The organism is Fibrobacter sp. UBA2449 (assembly GCF_002342555.1).
Taxonomy (GTDB): domain Bacteria; phylum Fibrobacterota; class Fibrobacteria; order Fibrobacterales; family Fibrobacteraceae; genus Fibrobacter.
Genome location: NZ_DDQF01000010.1, coordinates 198,416 through 222,844, shown reverse-complemented (window position 1 = coordinate 222,844; position 24,429 = coordinate 198,416). Strand labels below are relative to the sequence as shown.

The following is a 24,429-nucleotide window of genomic DNA, read 5'->3' as shown; positions in this document are numbered from 1 at the left end:
TTTGAGAAAATATGTTCCATCGTTTTCCTCAATAAACGGAACGCAATGAACATACCCATCAACAAGAACAAGAAACATCCTTTGACCCTTATGTTCTGTTTGGTTATTAACCATCCTAGTGATAAACCGGCCCGCAAGGATTTCTTGCCTTACTGATTCCATATCGATGTTATGCTTCTGCTTGACCACGAGAGCTTTCTCCGTATCAAACCGCACCTTCATCTCTATATTTATAATATACATAATTTACAAATCCCTGTCAAGTTTAATTCAATCTTTTTTGCCCCGCGAATGATGTTACATCCGCGACTTGAGCAGGTCTTATAAGGGGAATTCTAGGCTTCTTGACAAGCAACGCCTCTTTTTCATTCATCATTCACTCCTCCCCGCAAACAGGCTTGAAATTGCGGGTCTTCAATTTTTTTTCGCGAGTATCGTCTACTCACTTGTGCACTAAATATAATTTCTCAGGGCATCATTGTCAATAGGTTCGCGACAATTTTTTGAACAGCCCTCCCGGCAGCCCCTTTATGTCCAAGCAAGTTTGGCCGCGGTGAAGGCAGAACCGTGCTGTAATAGTAATTTCACTATTTGCGATTACAACAAACAGAGTCCTATAATTGAACGCCGAAGAATTCCGCGACTTTCTTGCAGACAAATTCAATGTCTTCGGTTTTTAGACCGTAGAACATGGGCAAACGCAGCAGGCGATTGCTTTCGCGGGTGGTGAACCTGTCTTCGCCGGCAAAACGGCCATAGCGCAGGCCCGCAGGCGAGCTATGCAGCGGCACATAGTGGAACACCGCAAGAATCCCGTTGTACACCAGGTGCTTGAGGAGTGCCGTCCGCGTCTGCAAATCTTCCACCTTCAGGTAGAACATGTGCGCATTGTGCTTGCAATGTTCCGGAATGTACGGCAGTTCGAACAGGCCTTTCGCGGCCAGCGGCGCAAGCAGTTCGCGGTACATATTCCAGCTCGCCATGCGGTTGTCGTAAATCTCGTCGGCGCATTCCAGTTCCGCATAGAGGTATGCGGCATTGAGCTCGCTCGGCAAGTAGCTGGAGCCTAGTTCCACCCAAGTGTACTTGTCGACTTCGCCCCTGTGGAACTGGCAGCGGTTGGTACCCTTCTCGCGGATAATCTCGGCACGGTCGCAGAACTTTTTATCGTTTATCAGTAACGCGCCGCCCTCGCCCATGCTGTAGTTCTTGGTTTCGTGGTAGCTGTAGCAGCCGAAGTCCCCGAGCGTACCAAGCGCCTTGCCCTTGTAGGTGGCCATCATGCCCTGCGCGGCATCTTCCACCACGAACAAATTATGGCGTTTCGCAATCTCGTTTATCTTGTCCATCTCGCAGGCCACGCCCGCGTAGTGCACCGGCACAATCGCCTTCGTCTTCTCGGTAATAGCCGCCTCGACCAGGTTCTCGTCCAGGTTCATCGTATCGGGGCGGATGTCCACGAACACGCACTTGGCTCCCTGCGAAACAAACGCGTCGGCAGTGGAGACAAACGTGAACGAGGGCATAATCACCTCGTCGCCGGGCCCGATGTCGCAGAGCCTGGCCGACATCTCGAGCGCATGCGTGCAGCTCGTGGTAAGGAGCGCCTTCGCCGTGCCGGTGTGCTTCTCGAGCCACTCGTGGCACAGCAGGTTGTAGGTACCGTCACCGCAAATACGGCCGCTCTCGACGGCCTGCTTCACGTAGTCAAGTTCTAGCCCCACGAAGGGCGGCTTGTTGAAGGGGATCTTCATGATGCAGAAAATATATATTTTTCGGGCATAAAAAAGATATATTGTCCATACCATGAGTTTCAAAAAGAAAATGCTGCTCCTCGGGGGCAGCCACGCCGAAATCCCGCTAATCCAGGCCGCGCAGGCGCTGGGCTGGTACGTGATAACCACGGGCAACAACCGCGACGGCCTCGGTCACCCCTACGCCGACAAGACTGTGTTTGCAAATTATAGCGACAAGGACGCCATGTTAGAACTGGCCCGCGCCGAGGGCGTGCAGGCGGTGTGTTCCGGATGCAACGACTTCGCGCTGCTTTCAACAGTGTATGTTTGCGAGAAGCTCGGTTTGCCGGGGCACGACAGTTACACGACAAGCCTCGAAATTCACCACAAGGACAAGTACCGCGCACTTGCCTCACGACTCGGCATTCCGACACCGCGTGCCCTTGTTGTTCGAAGCGCCGACGAATTTGAAGTCGCCATTGCGCAACTCACATTCCCAATTATTGTAAAGCCGGTCGACCTCACCGGCGGCAAGGGAATCCACCGCGCAGCCAACCCCGAAGAAGCACGTGAAGCGTGCAAGGATGCCTGCAGCCGCACACGGCAAGACCACATCGTGATCGAGGAATTCGTTCAGGGCACAAACCACGGATTTTCCGCCATGCTGGTGAAAGGCAAGGTCGCATTCGCCTTCTCGGACAACGAGCAATACTTTGTCAACAAGTACCTAGTGAGCGGAGCAAACTCGCCGAGCACATCGGGCAGCGAAACTCTCGCGAAACTCCGCGACTACAGCGAACGCATTGCGCGTGAACTCCACCTGGTCGACGGCATTCTGCACATCCAATACATCGAGAAGCCGGACGGAACGCCCGTCATCATAGAGATATGCAGGCGCCCTCCTGGAGATTTGTACATCAAGTTCGTGAAGTACGCGACAAGCATCGACTACCCGAAATTCATCGTGATGGCCGAAACCGGCGAGGACATTTCCGGCATTGCCGATGTGCCTACGCAAGGTTACTGGCTGCGCCACTGCATAATGGCAGGGCCCGACATCGCAAACGGCAGCACTATCCGCGACGTCACTTTTGCGCCCGAAATTCAAGGCAACATCGTCGAAAAATTCCTGTGGTACAAGCCCGGCGAACGCATCGCCGACAGGCTCACCTACAAGGCGGGAATCGTGTTCTTCAAGTTCCGGAGCCCCGAAGAGATGGAAAACAAGACCGCCCGCATGACGAATCTTGCACATATCGTGGTGGAATGAATTATATTAAAAGCATGAAAAAGGAACCTTACCAGATTGCGTTTATCGGTGGCGGTATCAACTCGGCCATCGGCGAAGTCCACAAGGCGGCAAGCCAGATGGACGGGCACTTTGAGCTCGTAGCGGGCGCATTCAGCACCCACGCCGAAGCGAACAGCGAAACAGCACGCACCTGGGGCGTCGTTGCCGACCGCACCTACGCAAACTACCGCGAACTCTTGCAAGCCGAAAAGGGCAAGCTCGACGCAGTCGTTGTGCTCGCACCGACAGACTATCACAAGGACATCGTGATCGACGCGCTGAACGCGGGGTTCCCCGTGATTTGCGAGAAGTCCCTCGCCACGAGCGTTGCAGAAGGCGAAGCCATCGCGAAGGCCGTCGCCGAAACGAAAGGCTTCTTCTGCACCACGTACAACTACACCGGCTACCCGATGGTGCGCGAACTCAAGCAGTTTATCGCCGACGGAAAGCTCGGCAAGATACAGCAGGTGCAGGTAGAAATGCCGCAAGAAGGCTTCATGCGCCTGGGTTCCCATAACGAGCCGCCCAAGCCACAGGCCTGGCGCCTCAAGGATACCGTAATCCCGAAGATTTCGCTCGACCTCGGGAGCCACCTGCACAACATGATTTACTTCCTGACCGGCGAACGGCCCGAACACATCGTGGCCGACCAGACCACCTTCGGGCTCTTCCCGCAGATTGTGGACAACGTGGGTGCGCTCGTGCAATACACGAACAACGTGCGCGCGCAAATCTGGTTCAGCAAGACGGCGCTCGGCAACCGCAACGGGCTGCGCATCCGCGTGTACGGCAGCGAAGGCAGTGCCGAATGGTTCCAGCTGGAACCCGAGACGCTCAAAACGTGCGACCTGCGGGGCAACGTGAGCCTGCGCGACCGCACCGGCGACGTGAAAATTGCGAACCAGCAGCGCTACAACCGCTTCAAGGCGGGCCACCCCGCAGGCTTTATCGAAGCCTTCGCAAACTACTACAAGGACATCGCCGACTGTCTCAAGCAATACTTTGAAACCGGAAGCTTTACAAGCCAGTACGTTTGCGGCATCAGGACCTCGCTCGAAGGTCTCGCCATGATGCAGGCCGCCGCGAAGTCCGCACAAAGTAACAAGTGGGAATCCGTCCAGCAGAGGTTTTAGATGAAACTCTCATTCGTAATTCCCTGTTACCGCAGCGAAAACACCATCGAGACCGTGGTGCAAGAAATCCGCGATACCGTCGCGACGCGCCCCGGCACCGACTACGAAATCGTGCTGGTGAACGACTGCAGCCCCGACGGCGTATGGCAAGTCATCAAGCGCCTCGCCGCAAACGACAGCCACATCAAGGGAATTTGCCTTGCGAAAAACTTCGGGCAACATTGCGCCCTTATGGCAGGCTACGGGCAGGCCACCGGCGACTACATCATCAGCCTCGATGACGACGGACAGACCCCCGCCAGCGAAAGTTTCAAGCTTGTAGACAAACTAGAAGAAGGCTACGACGTTGTTTACGGCTACTACGAGCACTCCGCGCAGCACCTCTTCCGCCGCTTTGGCACGTGGGTCAACAAGAAAATGGCCGAAGCGATTATCGGCCAGCCCAAGACGCTTCGCACCACCAGTTTCTTCATTATGCGCAAGTTCATCGTCGATGAAATCGTGCGCTACCCCCACCCCTTCGCCTATATCAGCGGGCTCGTGTTCCGAGCGACCAAGAACCTGGGGAACGTCGCCGTCGGTCACCGCCGCCGCATCGAAGGCGAATCGGGCTACACCATCGCAGGCCTAATCGGGCTATGGATTAACGGCTTTACCGCATTCTCCGTCAAGCCGCTGCGCGCAGCCACCTTTATCGGCGTTATCTGCGCCCTCGTCGGCTTTGTCGCAGGCCTCTACGTCGTTTACCAGAAATTCCTCAATCCCGAAATTCCCGTAGGCTACACAAGCATGCTCGCCACTCTGCTGTTCGTGGGCGGCATGATCATGCTATTGCTCGGGCTCATCGGCGAATACGTGGGCCGCATCTACATCAGCATCAACCAATCGCCGCAATACGTGGTGCGCGAGCGGACGTTCTAAGGGTAGCAAATGGCCGCGGCACAGACAACTGAATGGACCACAGTCATCAAGCCGAAATCGAGCCTGCTCTCGGTTGACTTCGGCGAAATTTGGCAGTACCGCGATTTGTATCGTATGTTCGTCAAGCGCGATATCGTCACGTGGTACAAACAAACTATCCTCGGCCCGCTGTGGTTTTTCATTCAACCCATCATGACCACCGTCATGTTCATGGTCGTGTTCGGCGGCATCGCCAAAATCAGCACCGACGGGCTCCCGCAGCCGCTCTTTTACCTCGCGGGCATTTGCCTGTGGACCTATTTTTCGGAATGCCTGAACCAGACGAGCAAAACCTTCATCGAAAACGCGAATATGTTCGGCAAGGTGTATTTCCCGAGGCTCGTGGTGCCGCTCGCTACCGTCACGAGCAACCTCGTGCGACTCAGCATCCAGATGGGGCTGTTTTTCCTGGTATTTGCGTACTACCTGATTTTTACTGACGCGCCTGTGCACCCTAATTTGTACGCACTGCTCACGCCCGTGCTCATAGCACTCATCGCCGCGCTCGCCCTCGGATTCGGCGTGCTGTTCAGCAGCCTCACCACCAAGTACCGCGACCTCACATTCTTGCTGAGTTTCATTGTGCAGCTTTGGATGTACGCGACCCCCGTAATTTACCCGCTCAGCACCATCGAAGACCCGCGCCTCAAAATGCTCATGCAGGCAAACCCGCTCACCAGCATCATGGAAACGTTCAAGTTCGGCATGCTCGGCGTAGGCGAATTCAGCTGGGCAGCCCTCGGCTACACCGCAGGCTTCGCCGTCTTCATCCTTGCGCTCGGCATTGTCGTATTCAACAAGATACAGCGCACGTTCATGGACACGGTGTAAGCAATTCCCGCGCAATCTCTTCGCGATGGTTCTCGCGAACACCACAGTCCTTCGCAATCTCGTTCCAACAAGCGACCGCGTTTTCGACTTGGTCTATGATTCCCGCGTACTTGCGGATTCCGACGCGTTCCGCCACCGCTTTTAGGTCTTCGCGGGTGATATTCTCTTGTTTCATATTCACCGACATCTGGTGGCGACTTATCCAGCGACTCCTCGGATTATTAGCGTAGCACAGGTCATATGCGGGAGCCAATTTCCAGGTTCCGGCTTCATCCATCAAAAAGGAAATGTTCTTGGTGTGGTCATCATTATTTTTTGTCAACACATTGAACACCATGCAACGGAATACGTCTTCGTCTGCCTTGGCGTCGAGTCCGAGTTTGCGCATTACAGCAAAGGCGTCCTCATAAGAATGACGAGTGTCTCGGTCCAAGTGGGCTAAGGCGGCAAGCGTTTGCATATGCAGCTTGGAACCGTCTTCTGTGCGATCAAAACGCTTGGTCATAAAGTGGCAACCACTGCTATCTTCAAGAATGCGACTCTCGCTCATGCGGATTCCGGCTCGTAAAGCCATCTTATAGTAGGCGTATTCAACGTTGCCTATTCCGCGAGGAATTTCAGTAATGCTGTCGTGTTCGCTGTAACTTACGCCGTCGAACTTGAGCAGCCAATAGCCGAATCCTTTTGGCGCTGGAACCTGGCCACTGCGCACCTCACCCGTAGATTCGTTATAGGCAATTATCGCTTTTGGTTTTGCGCCACCAGCAGAAGTTCCAACTCGCAAAATATCGTACAATGTCTTGTCCTGTTGGACAAGCTTTTCCCGAAATTTTTCACGATCCCGAAAAACGCTCTCGGCCAGCATTACGAGATCATCTACAAGAATCTCCGTAGATTTGTCAAGCCCCGGCGTAGACAAACAGGGCTCGAACTCCAGTGCCCCCATAGAACGCTTGCCGACATAGCACAGGCGTTCCAGCGGAGTCACCGTCTCTAGCGGGTGACCCATAGTCTGGAACCATTCCGAGATAATCTGGTCGCCGAACTTATCTGGAAGTGAATCCGCAATGAAGCCAGGGAGGCCGCGAAAGCAGTTGTTCCTGTTCTCGGCAAAAGAGAAAACGCCCTTCGTCACAGGCATCTTTATCGGGGACACCGGCAACGGATTGCGGACAAAATTGGGCTCATATTCAAAATAGGCAATACCCCGCGAAGCATCCCACGATAACGCTCCGACAGGCTTATCCCACAAGTGTACATTTACGACAAGTTCGCTCATTTGGCCTTACTCCGTTTGATGCGCCGAATCTTGCCGCCTTGTAACTTGCGCAACAAAAGGGGGCTTACGGGGGGCTCAGGCAGAAGTTGTTCTATATTCTCGAGCATTCCAAGAGAACGCAACACGCTTAACAAGATTTGTACGGATACGGCACCCCCGCGTTCCATCTTGGCGATTGTTCCTACGCCTACGCTGGCGGACTCCGCCAGTTCGGACTGCATGAGCCCTTTGCGCAGACGGTATTCCTTGAGCCTTGCTCCCATTTCCCTCAAAATGGAGGGTGTCGACATTTCGTTCCACATGGTTAGAAATATATATAATAATCATCACAAAAAGAATGATTATCAAAAAAAATAGTGATAAAAACGCTTTTTATGATAGTTATATACATTGCAAACCCATCTATTTCTAGGGGTTTAACCCAAAAAGGGTCGAATTCGCCCCCTTTAAAGGAACATCGCAAAGTATATCGGCAAAATACAAAACCGCGATCGAGTTGCAGAAATCCTCATCGCTCGGCCGTGGCCGGAACCCGAAATATTAGTGATGGACAGCATCCCGAAGGGCAGACTATTTGGCGACCTGTCCCTCAAGATGACTCTCAAGATGTCCCCCAAGAATTGTTTAAACAATCCGTTGTTAGACTCAATTTTTCAAAGCACTTCTGCACACCTCAGAAAAAGTTCTTCCTGCTGCAAAGACATATTCCCTTTGGTAGTTCCCCCAACGCTGCTTCATACTCTCATCGGATTTTATCTCTTCCACAATTTCCTCAAATCTATCAAGCAACTTCAAATTATTGCGACTAGCCATCGTATTGCGCAATGCACTTTCAAGAACATTCTTATCAATATTCTTTTTATACCTATTCCACAACAAATCAATATCATAAAAATCTCTTGAGCGAGTGTTTAAAACACCTCTAGAAAGCACGGCGTCCAACTTTTCTGCCAGTAACGTTTCCAGATTATACGACAACAGTTCGTAATCTCCATCATCAAACATTGACCAAAATAACTGAAGGACTGGCTTAGGCGTAATCGCATCCCCTGTCGTAACATCAACATAAAAAGGAACCGTCATCGGAGAAAACGAAGCCATCATATACGCCCGCAATCCGGGATAGGAATCCGTTTCGCGAATGCTTTCGATTCTATCAAACGAAAATGAAAATCCGTCTTGCAAATCGACTGAGCATATAGACAACAAAGTCTCTTTTAGCGTTGACGGATCGACGCTGAACCCAGTAGCCGTCGCATCAATATCCATCGTCGTTCTTTTTGCAACGCCAACAAGCGAGGATGTCAGGAAGCCACCTTTCAGGATGAAGTTTGTGCGATAGTCGGACTTTGCTAGTCGGCACAGGAATCGTTCCAAGACATATTTTTGCAAAACACCCTGAGCCGTTACGCCAGATTCACAAGCAATTTTCTTTATGGCGGCTTTTAGTTTAGCGGCATTAGAAAAACTCACAGCAGAATCTCCATATAATTACGAACACGCTTTTCTACATGAAGAATCCTTGCATAGTGCATGAGTAACGCAATATCTTTCGCGTCACTTCGAGCGTATTCCTTGAAGGCATGGTTCATTGATTGAACGTCATCTCCACGGACAATGTCACATAGAGTCCGCTCGATATTATAGCAACGGACCACATTGCCATAAGGAGAAAGAACGTCTTGTACGCCTAGGTCATAGCGTTCGGCAACAACAATCTTGCATTTTATTCCGTTTTGCTTGGCCGCGCTTACGTTGTAACCTTTGGGAAAAGTCATATAAAGCGAATACGGAATACGGTCCGTTTTTTTCAGAAGATATAGGGCAGTGCTTCCAGAAAAAATCCCTTGCGAGTAGGTATGTTGCCAAATGGCAAATTCGTCTTCGAGTTGGCCGGACAAAAAATAGACACCCCGAGCACCTTTGCTCAGCCTTCCGGCCGCCACACATTCTGCCAATGCGCGACGCTGAAGCCCCGCCTTGGAGACGGACGATGCCGTGACCATGCCGTTGTTCTCACCGGCCATTTCTATGATTTTTGCGCAATCGTTCATAGATATTCGAACATTTATGTAGACTCTGTTATTTAAAATATACATAAAAGTTCACTCTCGGTCAAGTTCGACGTCGTCTTTTCCGAAAATAAAATAGAGAAAGCATAAATATCCTTACATTTCTTCATCTTCACCTCCCTGCGGACAGGCGTGAAACCGCAGTATTTTGAAAATTTGAGCACTAGAACATTTGTTCACTATCAAATATAGTTCTAGGAACCATCATTGTCAATACTTAAAGAAAAAATTTTTCTAAACGGTGACGAATCCGACTAAAAATGACCTAATTCGGCTATATCGCCCGCATCGGTTCGCCACTCGGCGACTTTTAATCTATATTATCAAAAGAGGTCTATATGTCAAACAAAGAAGCGCTACATCAACTCTACACGCAATGTCAAAGAATCAATTTTGACGAATCCTTTGACATCATCTCATCGGCCAAAGACCCTGAAGAAGCCGATTTTTTCCGCATGGCAACCGATCTTATCCTAAAACAAAAACAAAAGAAAGTTATCGAAGATAACCGATTCTAGATGAAACGATATATATTATTCGCAGGATGTAACGGGGTGGGGAAATCAACCCTGTATCAAACGAACGACATGTTCCTAGACATGCCTCGTGTCAATATGGACGAAATCGTCCGCGAATTTGGCTCATGGAGAAATCAAGCAGACATATTCAAAGCCGGCAAAATCGCAATCTCTAAAATCTCTGAATATTTCAAAACGGGAATATCATTCAACCAGGAAGTCACTCTCTGCGGACAATCAGTTTGGCAAAATATTCAAAAAGCAAAAGAGCTAGGCTATTTCGTTGAAATGTATTACGTTGGCATAGAGTCTGCAAACCTTGCCAAGGAACGTGTCAAGAGTCGAGTTCTTAAGGGCGGGCACGGCATTCCCGATGAGGATATAGAGCGCCGATTCAAAGAATCTATTCAGAACCTAAAAACAGCAGTAAAAATCTGTGATGTTGTCGAGATATTCGACAACACAAACGTCTTTCAGCGCGTAGCTCGTTTTGAATCTGGGAAATGTATTTTTAAGGCAGAACGCTGTCCCAATTGGGTCCCTTAGTACAAGATGACCGCCATCGAGTTGCAGAAACCCTCATCGCTCGGTCATGCCCACGCAAGCTTGGCCGTGACACTCGCTCATAGGGTTTTCGAGAACATCAGCAAGCAGTACCGCCTGGGGCTAGTGAGCACCGGGACGCTCAGCCACGACCTGAACAGGTTTTGACGCCTACGGCGTCCGCTCCTCGGCTCGGCAATAAGAAAGAACAAGTTCTTTCTTGCTGCACTCGCCTTCGGGCTACTGGCAGACCAAAGAGGGCGTTTCCCCGGCAAGCCGGGGCCGGGTTGCCGCGGTACAAAATCGCCGCCTAACACGAAATCAGGAAAAACTACCCTAAAAGCAACTACAAAAAATTGCCCAAAGTTCGTCTTTGAGCATCTCTATTTTCAGTGTTCAAACAGCAAATGAATGTTGCTATGGCGATGCAACGAATTTGTTGATTCCATGATAAAATTCCAGGAATCCCTATAATCCATCTTCACCGCAAAATCTGAACTGCTTATAAAAGCGAGAAAGTCAGAAAGACGCCCCGCATACATTTCGTCAAACTTATTTGACAAATCTTTCTTTTCGGCATCAGACAAACTTTCGGCCTTGTTATGCAAAACGTGTTCCAAGTTTCGCGACAAGTAATAAATCTCGTACGGGATTCCCTTATAAATTTGCGTAGTTGAAAACAATCTTTTCACCACAGCCGTCTTTCGAGCATTTCGCTGCTTGATCCCATCAGGATTCGATGTCAATATTTTTTCGTCTGTGTAACAAATCTGCTCGTCGCCACTTTTTTGTTCTACGCAACTTTCAGGGACAAACGCACCATCCGTATCTATAAGATGCACTATTTTCTGAATATCATCCTTCTTTAATTTTGTCGAATTAAGAAACCTATCTATGGGTTGCTTGAGTTTTGACAAGATGGTTGCTGGCGATGAAAAATCTTGCGTGGTAATATCGCAGCGAAGGACGTAGACCCGCACCTCATTATTCTCAAAAAATGATTCCCACAAGCCTTCAAAAGAAATTTCATCCGAAATTCCTTCAACCAAGAACAGCAATACCTTTTTCTTAATGTTAGCCATCCTTAACCCCAGAATTTCTCAATGCGCGACGAATAAGATGGAATTTCGTTTCTGTAGCCAGGGGCTCATCTTGCCCGCCAATATTTAGCGCACGAATGTAGCAATCCCTAAGATTATTCGTCGGGCGAATATTCTTCAAATGGATGTACCTGTTTTCGGGATTGGTCGTCGTGAAAACAATGTTCTGTTTGTCCAAAATTTCTAGCGGACGCAGATTGTGTGAAGTGAACACAAGCTGCCCCTTCCCGCTTTCCATTATGACCTTCAGCAAATCTCCAAGCAGTACTTCGAAAACCCCCGCATCAAGTTCATCTATTGCCACACAAAAAGAATCATTGTTATACATGGCGATGATAAGATTTAAAACAGATAAAATCTTGCGAACGCCTTCGGATTCATATCTAATCGGGAGCCGTTTGTCCTGACGAACAGAAACCAGTTCGTATCGAACACCCATGGAGCCATCGTTCATAAGCTCTCGTCCGTATATCATCGGCTCAATAGATAAACCCGGGACCAAGGCGCCAAGGACATCCGCCATCGACGCCAACACGCTTTCGGTCAAATCAAAAATTTGCTCGTTTACCGTTATTGGTCCCTGTTGTCCGATAGGGATATCGCCTATGGCGGTAGCATCCTTATGCCGGTACTTTACGGACAGAGGTATCACGGCATCCATACTAATAAGACCAGAATGCACCCCCGTTATCGTAAAAAGATTAAAATTTGCGTAACTATTGATAGCCTGCACAATCTCAATCATTTCCGTTTCTTCCGAATCTTTCAGCAAAGCAAAGAAATCTGGCGAAAACAACAAGGACGTTTTTTTCTCCTGGGAAATTCTCATTGCAACAGACGCCTGGATCTTTTTCTCCTGACCTTTTACAATGCTGTCGTAGCGAGCTTTCGGCGTAAAGTTTGGTTTGTCATCAAAATTCAATTCGTACGAGAATAAATTCGTCATCCGTCCAGGGATTTTCCCTGCAACTTCTGACGCGACAGAAAGTTTCTCCGCAGCAAACGCGCAACCTACCTTGTAAGTAGCTCTCTTCGCAATAGTGCCTGAATAAAGGACGTGATAGGATTTTCCGTCGTCGAACTTTATTAAAAATTTTATAGATATGGTTGCCTTGTTGCTATCGAGATTTATGCACTTTTCCATATCGGTCCACAGGGGTTGCCCCATAGCAATCTGTTTGAACAGACCCAACGCCTGGATCACGGTAGTCTTGCCGGACCCGTTCTGCCCATAGAAGCCAATAACGGACGACTGATCAAAAGCCTTCGCAGGTAAAACATCTTGCTGAAAGTCAAAACTTCCATACTGGACATTCTTTAGATGTTCAATGGAAAGGGATAGTATGCGAATTTTGCTGTTTTTCATAAAAAATCACCAGTTGCATACTATAATATACAAAATTTTCAACAAAAATCACGTATTTCGTAATAAAAAATACGTTTTTACAAAAATCAAGGTAAATCTTCGCAATACCAATTTTATAAGGGACCTGCCGGGACAGCAAAAAATGCGCGTTTTTCGCGCATTTTTTGCAAACCTCTCTCCCAGCAGTCCCTTTTAATCTATATTACTCAACGAGATGACCGCCATCGAGTTGCAGAAACCCTCATCGCTCGGTCATGTCCAAGCAAGCTTGGCCGTGACACTCGCTCATAGGGTTTTCGAGAACATCAGCAAGCAGTACCGCCTGGGGCTAGTGAGCACCGGGACGCTCAGCCACGACCTGAACAGGTTCTGGCAGACCAAGGTGCTGCGCCGCGAGGACCCCTACCTCAAGGTGGGCGAAGTCAACGACCGCGCGCACAAGGGCGCAAGCGAATACGTGTGGGCCCTCAAGGACATCAACTTCAAGGTGGAACAGGGCGACGTCGTGGGAATAATCGGGCGTAATGGCGCCGGCAAGAGCACGCTCCTCAAGCTGCTGAGCCGCGTGACCGCCCCCACCACCGGGACCATCCGTGCACGGGGCCGCATCGCGAGCCTCCTCGAAGTGGGCACCGGATTCCACCCGGAGTAGTGTGCAAGGCGAGTGTCGCGGCGGGACGCTCGCGTACCGACATGACCGAGCCGCAGCCACAGACGCTGTAGGCGTCAAATGACCGGCCATCCCGAATTATCTTAAATTTCCAGGGCGTTTCCCCGGCAAGCCGGGGCCGGGCCGTCGCGGTACAAAATCGCCGCCTCGCATGGCGATTTTCGAGCCTGTCCTGAGTGAAGACGAAGGATTCAGAGGGCCGAGCGCTGTTGACAAGCGGCCCTCCGATTGACCCAGAGCCGAACGCAGCGTTCAAACTTGTTTGAGCATTGCTGAGGCGAAAGTCAAGCAGTAAAACTGCCACCGCTCCGCGGCATCCACCCCTAACGCAAATGCTGGCGCAAAGAATCTTCCTTTATTTTTTGACGAACAGTTCGAAACAACCAATCGAATAAAGAATATATTTTCATAAAGATAACGGCAGTTTAGTTAAGCCCAAAGACAACGAGATTAATTATGAAATTATTAAGCAATGCGCCACTAGGAAAAGACCTTTTCGAAGGCAAATCCCAAGAGTTAATCGCCGATGCAATTGTCAAGCAGTTGGAACGAAACGCAAACCAGAGAGATCCAGATTTACACCATCAAATGATAGGCATTGAAGGTTCTTGGGGTTCCGGGAAAAGCAATCTTGTTGAAATAGTAAAAAAGAAACTAGACGAAAAATACGAATCGAAAAAATTTCATTTCTTTACATACGATGTTTGGGGACACCAAGAGGATTTGCAACGAAAAGCAATATTGGAGGAATTGGTAAACGATCTTGTCGAAAACAAAGTCATAGTGAACAGTACAGAAGAGAAGCATGACCGCAATTGGAAAGAACGGGTAAAGAATATAACAGGCACATTCACGGAAACCACTCGAAGGCAAATTCCGAGCATCAGTCTAGGTTTTGCTCTATGTGTACTAGCCTTAATCATCAGTCCAGTTTGTGGAAATATTTCAGACGGCTCAATTGGGGCAAATATCGCGCCATGGATTCCGTCAGCAATAGTTCTCTTAGCCTTACTGATTTTCGTAATAAGAAAGGGCTTCAAAAGAGGCTTTGCGGAATTTATTTATTCCTACAAAGGGAAAAGCATAGAATCAACAGAAAGAGAATTTATTCACGAAAAGAACCCATCCGTTTTAGATTTTAGGATTTTACTGCACGACATATCAAAAGTTTTGATTGGCAAACACCTGATTATTTTCTTCGATAACATGGATCGACTACCGAAGCAAAAAGTAGAACGTTTGTGGTCATCCATTCACACTTTTTTTGCAGAGAATCACGATTACAACAATATATCCTATATCGTCACTTTTGATAGAAAACACATTCAAGACGCTTTCTCTGTAAAGAACGATAACTCTAGAGGAAATGATTATATAGACAAAACTTTTGACATCGTATTTCGCGTTGCTGCACCAGTCCTTGTCGACTGGAAGAAATTTTTTGAAAAGAAATGGAAAGAGGCTTTCGAAAATGAATTTAATCCCATTGAATATGAATATGTTATCCAAGCATACGATATTTTGTCTGATTCTTCAAATCCAATCCCTCGTTCAATCATAAGGTTTATAAACGAATGCGTACTACTTAAAAGAACCTTTAGAGACATTCCTGAGCGGTACATTGCTATTTTCAATTTGAAAAAAGATGATTTATTAAACAGGCCTCTAGATATGAAATGCTTGAATAATAATCTTCAATCTATATATGAGCACGACCCTAAATACTACGATTACATTACCGCACTTGTCTACCAGGTTCCACCAGAAAATGCCATTTCTGTAATTTATAAACAAGCCCTTTATAAGGCACTCGAACAACACAATCAAAAAGAACTAATCGACATAAGCCAAGCTCCTTTCTTCAAAGACATCTTGGAAGATGCTCTCAATTATTTTGCACTCTTAAAAGATCCAATAGTTTCACTAGATGAATTGGGAGACATTCCTCTGCCTGACGAACGACAAAAGAAGCTGTGGCGAGATCTATATTTTAGAACGGTTCAATCAATGCAATTTGACTCCGGAAAAATCGAACCATATCAAATAGTTTTGCTAAAGCATCTTGAAAAAGAACAAAGAACAGAGTTAATCCAAAAGATTTTATCTCCTTTTAACAGCATAGACTTTACGATCCATGACATATACGGAGAACACGGGAAAGAATATACACCAGAAGAGTATGTCGAGTTGTTAAAGAATATGGAAAAAGCCATACAGCGCGATGAATTAAAGGGGTTTCTTCAAAAGATACCCATAAAAACTGACACGCACAAAAACCTTTTGCAAAAAATTGAGGACATTGACTGGATACCATTTGAATGCAAATGAGAAATCAGATACAGAAAACGGCAGGCTTTGCCTGCCGTTTTCTCTTGTCAGTCGTTTTATTCCTTAACCCAACGGTACTTTCGGGTAAAAGCCTCCTTTTTCGTTTCATAACGGCGATACGGGTCATCTTTTATGGCGGCTTTCAGAAGCCATCCAGCACTCTTTGCCGCCATCTTGAGAGCATCACTTCTGCCTCGATAAGCCTCAAACAATTCCTGCAAAGGCGTCCCGTTCCAGTCAAAGTTTTCTCCGCCCATCAAATCTCGCAAAGAAAACCATTCGCCGACCGCAACCTTATCGTGACAGCGGATTGCTCCTTGAAAGAAATGCTTGATTTCCTGTACTTTTGCCTCGGAAATGGCATGAATTTTTCTGATTTTACCATCTTGTATAAGCATAATCGCTCCTTGTTAAACGTTCGACCGTAAAAAAATACATAGCCCCTTTATGAAATCCAAATCTAAAACAGGACCATTCCCGACCAAAGTTTACATTTGCCAGCATCACCATACGCCGTTTTTACGCGAATTTTAACGATTATTTTTTTCGCCTATATATGTAAGGGGTTAACCGCCCTCTAGGGGTGAAATATTTTTTTTGTAAAAAAAACACCCCCCCCAAAAAAAGACAAACATCTTTAAATACATTGCCCTGGTTGGCACGACCTTCATATACACCACGTCGGGGGCGTTCTCGAAACTGGCATCGCAATGGGAATGGGCACGGGTGCAGTGTTTGGGCAAATACTTGCCCACTAGGTGTTTAGCGAGGCCATCACTTCACCATCGCGAGCACCTGTTCCTTGGTAACAAAATTCAGCACCGAGAACGCCGTCATTTGGTTCCCGAGGTCCTTGAACGATGCTCCCACGTGATAAACCACATCATCGACGATAACGAAACGGTCGTGGACCTCTCGCATATTTTCCAAACGAACCGTCGGGAATTGCTTGTTCAGACGGGTCTCTTCCTCCCTCATGGCATGCGTGATTCTAGCTGAATAGATAGTCGCATTTACCCCTTCGGCACGTTTTGCCATAAGAGACAAAACCATGTCGTTGGCATACGGATCGATAATAACGAGATCTTTTTTTGCGGAACGCACCAGCTGCACAGCAAATTCGTAACCGCTCCAATGCGCATGCGCGGGCAACAGCCCCTCGCTTGGCGGAAGATTCGCCTTCACGAAGAAATCCACCTGTTTTTCGAGATAAATGACCCGGGAATCAAGATTTTCCAGCCTATTTTCGTGCGAAACGAGCCTCTGGTTGACGCTAAACCCCTTAAGCAAATGCTCTTTTAGAACCTGGTTTGCCCAACGACGGAATTGCGTTCCTTGAAAAGATTTAACCCTGTAACCGACTGAAATGATGACGTCAAGACTGAAAAGTTTGACCGGTTTGTCCGAATTTGCAATTTGCAAAAAATGCAAATTGCTTTTCTCTTCCAGTTCGTGTTCTGCAAAAACATTGGCAATATGCCGTGAAATAACAGAAATACTTTTAGAAAACAGCTCCGCCATCTGCGCCTGCGTGAGCCAGACGGTCTCATTTTCGACCCGAACCTCGATGTGGAATTCTCCGCCCTCCGGCTGGTACACGATGATCTCGTTCTTCTCGGCAACCGGCAACGCCTCTTTTTTCTTCATCTTTCGCTCCTTCCCGCAAACAAGCTTGAAATTGCGGGTCTTCAGTCGGTTTTCGTGAGCAAAACTACTCACTTGTGCACTAAATATACCTTTTCACAACCTATTTGTCAATAGCTCAGAGACAATTTTTTTTCAATCCCAGGGTCGGCACCAATAACACCATTTTAAGGGACCTGCCGGGACAGCGAAAAATGCGCGTTTTACGCGCATTTTTTGCAAACCTCTCTCCCAGCACCCTCTTTTAATCTATATTACTCAACAAGATGACCGCGATCGAGTTCGAGAACATCAGCAAGCAGTACCGCCTAGGGCTAGTGAGCACCGGGACGCTCAGCCACGACCTGAACAGGTTCTGGCAGACCAAGGTGCTGCGCCGCGAGGACCCCTACCTCAAGGTGGGCGAAGTGAACGACCGCGCGCACAAGGGCGCAAGCGAATACGTGTGGGCCCTGAAGGACATCAACTTCAAGGTGGAACAGGGCGACGTCGTGGGCATCATCGGGCGTAACGGCGCCGGCAAGAGCACGCTCCTCAAGCTGCTGAGCCGCGTGACCGCCCCCACCACCGGCACCATCCGCGCACGGGGCCGCATCGCGAGCCTCCTCGAAGTGGGCACCGGATTCCACCCCGAGATGACCGGCCGCGAAAACATCTACATGAACGGCGCCATCATGGGCATGAGCCGCGCCGAGATTACCCGCAAGCTCGACGAAATCGTGGACTTCAGCGGCTGCGAACGCTACCTGGACACCCCCGTGAAACGCTACAGCAGCGGCATGACCGTACGCCTCGGGTTCGCTATCGCCGCGCACCTAGAACCCGAAATATTGGTGGTGGACGAAGTGCTCGCCGTGGGCGACGCCGAATTTCAGAAAAAGGCCATCGGCAAGATGCAGGACGTAAGCCGCGGCGAAGGCAGGACCGTGCTGTTCGTGAGCCATAACATGGGCGCGGTGAAGAATTTGTGTAAGCGCGGAATTGTTCTGAATCAGGGACAAGTCGCGTTTGATGGCGGGGTGGAAGAAGCGGTAGATTTTTATACACATACCTACAAAACAATTTTTTCGCAATCAACTAACATTTCAGCATCTCACAGGCCCAACCCAACAAATAAAGAACTAGAATTTACTGAAGTTGGCATCTTTAACGACATTGAGCATCTTGCGACCGAAGAGCCCCTTAATTTTTACGTAAAAATAAAAAAGAATGATTCAACAATAAAAAAATTTACTATCGGCCTAATGATTGACAATCACGAAGATCAACGAGTAGGTTCATTTGTTTCTCAAGTATATGACATCCCAAAGGAGAAAGATTCTTTCACAATCTATTTGACATTAAAGAATCACAACCTAGCTAGAGGAATATACCACGTAGGATTCAACATAGGGCTCAAAGAAATTGAATATGGTTTACGAGATTACGATGTCATCACACATGCTTTATCCCTAAATGTAATCAACGTAAAAGAGAATATTCCCATTGCAATATGGCAAAAAGGTTGGGGAAACTCAAACTATAGAGATGCCGACATAAAAATAGAATAACATGTTCAAGCAAATAAAAAAAATCATTGAAAAAATATTATTGGCACCCAACACCAGTGTTGAAGATTACGTCAACACTCTCCGCAATCGAGGCGTCAACGTCGGCAATAATGTCAGCATTATATCATTGCCACACACCTCTTCAGAACCATACCTGATATCCATAGGCGATAACACAACCATCAGTTTTGAAGTCGCATTCATCACACATGACGCTGCAACAAGAGTCATCCGCAATTTACCAGACGGCAATCCCGAAACGGTAATATACGGGACCATAGAAATTGGCAGCAACTGTTTCATTGGCGCACGAACCACTATTTTACCCAATGTAAAAATAGGGAACAACTCAATAATCGGCGCATGCAGCCTCGTCAACCAGGACATCCCAAATAACGTAGTTGCGGCAGGAAACCCCTGCAAAGTCATTTGTTCATTAGACGAATATCTAAAGAAACACCAAAAAGACTTTCTTTACATGGTTTCGCTACCATATGAAGAAAAAAAAGAGTATTTAACGAGACTTTTCAAAGGAAATGGCAGAAGAACCACGAAATAGCGCACATGAATTGCTTCGGCTCGTTGCAATGTTCTTGATAGTATGGTATCATTTAATATCATACTACCTCTATCTTATTCCGCATTCGGCAAAATACGATTCTTTTCTTGAAGCCACCCTTCCCTCGTTACATATTGGCGTTATTCTATTTGTACTGATAAGTGGCTATTGGGGTATTAAACCATCAATAAAGGGATTTTCTATATTACTTGCCATAACCGCCATACTATACTTACCATTAGAATTAATGCAATGCGCAACTGGTGGCGGAAATTTAGTCAAAACATTAATGTTTATCACAAATACACCCTACTGGTTTATTCGAACTTACCTATTCCTTTATTTGATTTCACCCATACTAAACACTTTTCTAAAAAACACTCATCAATCTAAAATAAACATTGTTTTAGCAGCTATGAGTATTATATGCCTATATTTCGGGACTACACAAGGAGACCCTAGTCTAAACGACGGGAAAAACATCACAAACTTTATGTTTCTATATCTCCTAGGCAATACGATTCACAACTACAAAAACAAATGGGAAAACATACCCAAAATTGCAATTATTTCTTGCATCCTTGTTCTAAATGCAACCATTTTTTTTCTTTTACTCTATCACAACAGAAATACAACAGCAGGGACTTTTTTATGGTCGATATCAATGCCATATTGCAGTCCATTACTAATCATCAACGCATCGTTAGTGTTCGTTCTTTTCAGTCAATTACATTTGAACTCTAAACTCGTCAACAACCTAGCAAAATCGGTATTCGCCGTATATTTGATTCACTGCCAACCAACCGTACACAATCTTATAATACTGCCAACTATAGAAAAAATTTCACAAAAAACATTTTCACATAGTTTCTATGAGTTTTCCGGAGGAATTGGATTATGCAAAGTTTAGTTTTCTCCTACACCGCTGCTAGCGCTCTTATTATAATGGCCGGCTGCATAATCTTTAACAAATCACTAATCCCCATTTGGTTACTTGGTGAGAAGATTTATAATCTTTTCTACAAAAAGTTTTTGGAAAAATGAACAGGCACGTAATTTACACAGCCGTTGTCGGCAATTACGACAAAATTCTACAGCCACTTGTTGTAGATAATTCATTTGACTACATATTATTTTCGAACGATATAAAAGAAGATAAAGTTGGAGTTTGGCAAATTCGAAAAATAGATTACTACAATGAGGATCAAATAAAAATCGCAAGATGGGTAAAGACTCATCCCGAGAGGTTATTGCCAGGATATGATTTCAGTGTTTGGATGGACGCAAATATCCAAATTGCGACAAATTATATTTACCATCGCACCAAAGACCTTTTTCTAAACAAAGCACTGGTTTCTTCTATCATCCATCCTATCAGAACTTGTATATACAAGGAGATGTTTGTCGTTTTTCTTTGCCGGAACGAAAATATAAAGACTTTATTAAAATGGTCAAAAATTTTACAAAAAGACAATTATCCTTACAACAACAGCCTACACGAAACAAACATTATTTTTAGGAATCACACATCTTCCGCAGCAAAAGAACTTGACTATTTATGGTGGAATTATATTGAAAAATTTTCTCGCCGGGATCAATTGTCTTTCAATTACGTTTTATGGAAACTACACATTTCATGCACCCCTCTGTTACCCCAGAATCAGTCAGCCCGCAATTCCATACATTTTAACTACAATTCACACGCGAACAATCTTCCAAGAAGCTCGTCTATCAACATCACTTTTTCATGGATGCAGTACTACTGCAGTATATTTCCAGAAAAACGGGAAAAAATAGAAAAAATCTTCTTTAAAATCATAAAAAAAAGACATTCTAATTTGTGGATGTCTATTTATGAAAAAAAATACAGAATTGCAACATACGCAATAAGATTGTATCGTGCAATAAAAACACGTCACTAATAAATTTTCTATAGGTTCTATTTCATGCGCATCTTTCATTCACCACATAAATCCTTGAGGATTCAAATGCCACTCAAATCTTATTTTAAAGCTTTATTAACAATTTTAAAATCAATCACTAGACATTGTCAAAAATTAAATCTATCCATAGAATGCGCTTGTCCTCATAAAAAATTCAATATTGCCGCCACCATTATTGTAAAAAACGAGAAGAAGTATATGCGTGAATGGATAGAGTATCATCGTCTGATTGGAATAGAGCATTTTTTTATTTACGACAATGAATCTAATGATGGTTTAAGAGATTTTCTTGATCCTTACATAAATCAAGGAATCGCATCCTACGCATATGTCAAAGGAACAAAAATGCAAATGCCTTGTTACGAGGACTCCACTAAGAGAAATCGTAAAAGAGTTAAATGGATGGCCTTTCTTGATGCAGATGAATTTATAAATATTCATACACAGCAAATGCTTTCAGAATTCTTAGCTTTATATGAAAATTTTTCCGGCATCGGTATTAACTGGATTTCTTTTGACAGCAACAATCACAATTCCACACCAAACAAGGGCTTTGTTATATCCAATTACACACAATGCTATTTAAACCCCAAAGATTATGGTCCAAATAGGCATATCAAAAGCATCGTAAAAACTCTGCATATTCGCTGTTTTCATTCTCCACATATACCTGAAATAAGGTTTTCTTTCCGAAGAAATCACTATCTAGTAACAGAATCCTTCAAGAAAATATCGGGACCACTCACAGAAAATTCAACAAAAAAAATTCAAATCAATCATTATTTTTCTAAATCCAAAGAAGAATATCTAAAAAAAATAGCACGAGGGCGCGCAGACAACGGTTCCACAAGAAACGTAAACAAAAGCGATTACTCTTTTGACGAAGGAATGCTAACTCACTGCCCTCCGCCCCCATTATTAAGCATTCTGCAAGAAAAAATTGAAGACACGTATTCATAAATTTTCAACAGGTTAATAAATAGAGTCTCCTTATGCCTAAAGTCTCCGTCATTGTCCCTAACTACAACCATGCGCACTTTCTTAAGCAGCGATTAGATTCCATTTTTTTTCAAACTTTTAGGGATTTTGAAGTCATTATTCTCGACGATTGCAGTTCCGATAACAGTAGGGACGTCATAGAAGAATACCGAAGCAATCCTCTCGTAAGCCACATTGTATATAATGAGCGCAATAGCGGTTCTCCGTTTAAACAATGGGCCAAGGGATTCAACCTCGCTAAAGGGGAATATATATGGATTGCCGAAAGCGATGATTGGGCTGAATTAAATTTTTTAGAGACACTGCTTCCCATACTAGATTCTCATAAGACACTCTCTCTTGCATTCTGCAATTCTCACTGGTTTTCACCGACGTTAAATAAAAATAGCGACATATTTTCAAAGGATTGTTTTATCAAAGGGGACAAATTCTTCAGCCAGTATATGGCTACACACAATTCTATCTGCAACGCAAGTTGTGTATTATTCAAAAAAAGCTTGATTTCTGAAATCAATCCTGACTACCAAACTTTCTTTGGTTGCGGAGATTGGCTTTTTTGGATAGAGCTTTCTTGGCGTGGAGATGTTTTCTACACAACAAAAATTCTCAATCACTTTAGACAATTTGGCAATAGGGCGTCAAATAAAAATAATCTTTCCGGTAACGCTTATAAAGAACATCTAAAAATTCTCCAATATCTCCAAAAAAAAAAGAAACTGACATTTTTCCAAAGACATTGCATTGCGGTATTCTACATCACATTTAAAAAGAAATATCCGAACATCTACAAATTCGACCCTATTCTTTTTCAGCAGGCATCATATGCATGGCGGAAGGAAATTTTGAGCCCCGCAATATCAAGATTGTATATTGATTGCATGTATCTATTATGGCTTATAAAAAGCTATGTATACGTCAAACTCGGCAGAAATCCTGGATCATTTCTATGAAACACCCTTCTATTTCCATTGCAATGGCTACATACAATGGTGAAAAATTCATAGCCAAACAATTAGATTCAATACTACAACAAACTTTTGAAGATTGGGAATTAGTGGCTTGCGATGACAAATCCACAGACAAAACCTTTGAAATCTTAAATGAATTCAAAAAAAATGATTCTCGTTTAAAGATACACGAAAATACAACAAATCTAGGATTCAAAAAAAATTTTGAAAAAATCACATCTATTTGTAGTGGAGAATTCATAGTTTTCTGCGATCAAGACGATATTTGGGCGCCCGACCACATTGAGACCCTTTATCGAGAAATAGAAAACTACGATTGTATCTGTGCAAACGCACAAATGATTGACGAAAACGGATTCCCAATGAACGTCACCATGCGGGATTTCATTCCCGCCCACATTCTGCCAACAAACAACGAATTCTTTTACAAACACGAATTATACGGGAACATCGTCCAAGGCGCAGCTTGCATGATTCGCCGAAGCCTATTAGAGAAGGCTCTTCCAATCCCAGAATCCGCAAAATTTCATGATTGGTGGTTTGCATTGACGGCTTGCGAACATGGTGGGTGCAAATATATTGACAAGACCATTCTACAATACCGGCGCCACGAAGCGAACGCTTCTAAATGCGGCAAATTCGGTTTAAAAGAGGCCATTCTTCTATTCTTCAAAAAAAGAGACACTTGGACTTCTTCATATCAAGACAGCATTCTCTTACTAAAGGAATTTGAAAAGAGAAATCCATCATCGACATCCTTAAATCTAATCCAAAATGCAAAAAGATTTTATTTGTCCTTGTTAAATAATAACGACTACATTTGGAGATTTGTCCATTATTTCAAAAATTACAACGTCATTCAACTCTCATTCAAACGAAACTTTATGACTTTTACCTATCGTCTTCTTGCTCTAGCAATAAAGGGGATAAAAATATAAC

The 24,429-nt window shown here is 45.5% G+C and carries 24 protein-coding genes and 1 pseudogene; 16 read left to right on the top strand and 9 right to left on the bottom strand.

Annotated features, from left to right (window positions below):
* Positions 1-614: 614 nt before the first annotated feature.
* Positions 615-1,754 (bottom strand): dTDP-4-amino-4,6-dideoxygalactose transaminase, encoded by a 1,140-nt coding sequence (gene rffA, locus B4B27_RS06920; protein WP_290725013.1) that lies wholly within the window; start codon positions 1,752-1,754, stop codon positions 615-617.
* A gap of 52 nt (positions 1,755-1,806) precedes the next feature.
* Between rffA and B4B27_RS06915 the strand changes: the two genes are divergently transcribed.
* The 4 genes from B4B27_RS06915 to B4B27_RS06900 are packed head-to-tail and all read left to right on the top strand — an operon-like array spanning position 1,807 to position 5,951.
* Positions 1,807-3,006: an ATP-grasp domain-containing protein gene (locus B4B27_RS06915; RefSeq protein ID WP_290725011.1), complete on the top strand. Its 1,200-nt coding sequence runs from the start codon at positions 1,807-1,809 to the stop codon at positions 3,004-3,006.
* 14 nt (positions 3,007-3,020) lie between these two features.
* A complete protein-coding gene (locus tag B4B27_RS06910) occupies positions 3,021-4,160 on the top strand; it encodes a Gfo/Idh/MocA family protein (RefSeq protein WP_290725009.1) in 1,140 nt (379 codons plus the stop codon).
* Positions 4,161-5,081: a glycosyltransferase family 2 protein gene (locus B4B27_RS06905; protein WP_290725007.1), complete on the top strand. Its 921-nt coding sequence runs from the start codon at positions 4,161-4,163 to the stop codon at positions 5,079-5,081.
* Positions 5,082-5,090: 9 nt separating this feature from the next.
* Positions 5,091-5,951 carry an ABC transporter permease gene (locus B4B27_RS06900; RefSeq protein ID WP_290725005.1) on the top strand — a complete coding sequence of 287 codons (861 nt, stop codon included), beginning with the start codon at positions 5,091-5,093 and terminating at the stop codon, positions 5,949-5,951.
* On the opposite strand, the gene B4B27_RS06895 is transcribed toward B4B27_RS06900, so the two are convergent.
* From B4B27_RS06895 to B4B27_RS06880, 4 genes are all read right to left on the bottom strand, one after another.
* Positions 5,935-7,230: a type II toxin-antitoxin system HipA family toxin gene (locus B4B27_RS06895; RefSeq protein ID WP_290725004.1), complete on the bottom strand. Its 1,296-nt coding sequence runs from the start codon at positions 7,228-7,230 to the stop codon at positions 5,935-5,937. The genes B4B27_RS06900 and B4B27_RS06895 overlap by 17 nt on opposite strands.
* Positions 7,227-7,532 (bottom strand): helix-turn-helix domain-containing protein, encoded by a 306-nt coding sequence (locus B4B27_RS06890; RefSeq protein ID WP_073113587.1) that lies wholly within the window; start codon positions 7,530-7,532, stop codon positions 7,227-7,229. The genes B4B27_RS06895 and B4B27_RS06890 overlap by 4 nt, the downstream gene beginning before the upstream one ends.
* 343 nt (positions 7,533-7,875) lie before the next feature.
* A complete protein-coding gene (locus tag B4B27_RS06885; RefSeq protein ID WP_290725003.1) occupies positions 7,876-8,703 on the bottom strand; it encodes a nucleotidyl transferase AbiEii/AbiGii toxin family protein in 828 nt (275 codons plus the stop codon).
* Positions 8,700-9,284 (bottom strand): type IV toxin-antitoxin system AbiEi family antitoxin domain-containing protein, encoded by a 585-nt coding sequence (locus B4B27_RS06880; RefSeq protein WP_290725002.1) that lies wholly within the window; start codon positions 9,282-9,284, stop codon positions 8,700-8,702. The genes B4B27_RS06885 and B4B27_RS06880 overlap by 4 nt, the downstream gene beginning before the upstream one ends.
* A gap of 356 nt (positions 9,285-9,640) precedes the next feature.
* Here B4B27_RS06880 and B4B27_RS06875 point away from each other — a divergent pair, with 356 nt between their 5' ends.
* From B4B27_RS06875 to B4B27_RS06865, 3 genes are all read left to right on the top strand, one after another.
* A complete protein-coding gene (locus B4B27_RS06875) occupies positions 9,641-9,820 on the top strand; it encodes a hypothetical protein (RefSeq protein ID WP_073113589.1) in 180 nt (59 codons plus the stop codon).
* A gap of 96 nt (positions 9,821-9,916) precedes the next feature.
* On the top strand, positions 9,917-10,366 hold the full coding sequence (locus tag B4B27_RS06870; RefSeq protein WP_290724999.1) for an ATPase: 450 nt from the start codon (positions 9,917-9,919) through the stop codon (positions 10,364-10,366).
* A gap of 6 nt (positions 10,367-10,372) precedes the next feature.
* Positions 10,373-10,531, top strand: coding sequence for a hypothetical protein (locus B4B27_RS06865; protein WP_290724997.1), 159 nt, complete (start codon positions 10,373-10,375; stop codon positions 10,529-10,531).
* Between the two features lie 221 nt (positions 10,532-10,752).
* Here the strand turns inward: B4B27_RS06865 and B4B27_RS06860 are convergent, their stop codons facing one another.
* Both B4B27_RS06860 and B4B27_RS06855 read right to left on the bottom strand, forming a co-directional pair.
* The gene (locus B4B27_RS06860; RefSeq protein WP_173381212.1) at positions 10,753-11,445 is read right to left on the bottom strand and encodes a hypothetical protein; all 693 of its coding nucleotides are present in this window, start codon (positions 11,443-11,445) and stop codon (positions 10,753-10,755) included.
* On the bottom strand, positions 11,438-12,829 hold the full coding sequence (locus B4B27_RS06855) for an AAA family ATPase (protein ID WP_173381211.1): 1,392 nt from the start codon (positions 12,827-12,829) through the stop codon (positions 11,438-11,440). Before B4B27_RS06855 ends, B4B27_RS06860 begins: the two co-directional genes overlap by 8 nt.
* Before the next feature lie 274 nt (positions 12,830-13,103).
* On the opposite strand from B4B27_RS06855, the pseudogene B4B27_RS06850 reads away from it, so the two are divergent.
* Both B4B27_RS06850 and B4B27_RS06845 read left to right on the top strand, forming a co-directional pair.
* Positions 13,104-13,478 (top strand): annotated as a pseudogene (locus tag B4B27_RS06850) (ATP-binding cassette domain-containing protein); the annotation flags it as partial.
* A 477-nt stretch (positions 13,479-13,955) separates the two neighbouring features.
* Positions 13,956-15,827 (top strand): P-loop NTPase fold protein, encoded by a 1,872-nt coding sequence (locus tag B4B27_RS06845; protein WP_290724992.1) that lies wholly within the window; start codon positions 13,956-13,958, stop codon positions 15,825-15,827.
* Between the two features lie 56 nt (positions 15,828-15,883).
* Here B4B27_RS06845 and B4B27_RS06840 read toward each other — a convergent pair whose 3' ends face one another.
* Both B4B27_RS06840 and B4B27_RS06835 read right to left on the bottom strand, forming a co-directional pair.
* Positions 15,884-16,225 carry a hypothetical protein gene (locus tag B4B27_RS06840; RefSeq protein ID WP_290724990.1) on the bottom strand — a complete coding sequence of 114 codons (342 nt, stop codon included), beginning with the start codon at positions 16,223-16,225 and terminating at the stop codon, positions 15,884-15,886.
* Positions 16,226-16,601: 376 nt separating this feature from the next.
* The gene (locus B4B27_RS06835) at positions 16,602-17,474 is read right to left on the bottom strand and encodes a virulence RhuM family protein (RefSeq protein ID WP_290724988.1); all 873 of its coding nucleotides are present in this window, start codon (positions 17,472-17,474) and stop codon (positions 16,602-16,604) included.
* Between the two features lie 263 nt (positions 17,475-17,737).
* Here B4B27_RS06835 and B4B27_RS06830 point away from each other — a divergent pair, with 263 nt between their 5' ends.
* The 7 genes from B4B27_RS06830 to B4B27_RS06805 all read left to right on the top strand — a co-directional run bounded on the left by B4B27_RS06830 (position 17,738) and on the right by B4B27_RS06805 (position 24,428).
* Entirely contained in the window at positions 17,738-19,021 is a 1,284-nt protein-coding gene (locus B4B27_RS06830) for an ABC transporter ATP-binding protein (RefSeq protein WP_290724986.1), read from the top strand.
* A gap of 1 nt (position 19,022) precedes the next feature.
* Positions 19,023-19,580 carry an acyltransferase gene (locus tag B4B27_RS06825; protein WP_290724984.1) on the top strand — a complete coding sequence of 186 codons (558 nt, stop codon included), beginning with the start codon at positions 19,023-19,025 and terminating at the stop codon, positions 19,578-19,580.
* Complete coding sequence (locus B4B27_RS14680; RefSeq protein ID WP_414654300.1) at positions 19,558-20,490, top strand: acyltransferase; 933 nt, start codon at positions 19,558-19,560, stop codon at positions 20,488-20,490. The genes B4B27_RS06825 and B4B27_RS14680 overlap by 23 nt, the downstream gene beginning before the upstream one ends.
* Positions 20,491-20,620: 130 nt before the next feature.
* Positions 20,621-21,502 carry a glycosyltransferase domain-containing protein gene (locus B4B27_RS06820; protein ID WP_290724982.1) on the top strand — a complete coding sequence of 294 codons (882 nt, stop codon included), beginning with the start codon at positions 20,621-20,623 and terminating at the stop codon, positions 21,500-21,502.
* A gap of 66 nt (positions 21,503-21,568) precedes the next feature.
* Positions 21,569-22,483, top strand: a complete 915-nt coding sequence (locus tag B4B27_RS06815; RefSeq protein ID WP_290724980.1) for a glycosyltransferase family 92 protein — start codon at positions 21,569-21,571, stop codon at positions 22,481-22,483.
* A gap of 32 nt (positions 22,484-22,515) precedes the next feature.
* Positions 22,516-23,472, top strand: a complete 957-nt coding sequence (locus tag B4B27_RS06810) for a glycosyltransferase family 2 protein (protein ID WP_290724978.1) — start codon at positions 22,516-22,518, stop codon at positions 23,470-23,472.
* Complete coding sequence (locus B4B27_RS06805) at positions 23,469-24,428, top strand: glycosyltransferase family 2 protein (RefSeq protein ID WP_290724976.1); 960 nt, start codon at positions 23,469-23,471, stop codon at positions 24,426-24,428. Before B4B27_RS06810 ends, B4B27_RS06805 begins: the two co-directional genes overlap by 4 nt.
* Position 24,429: the final 1 nt, after the last annotated feature.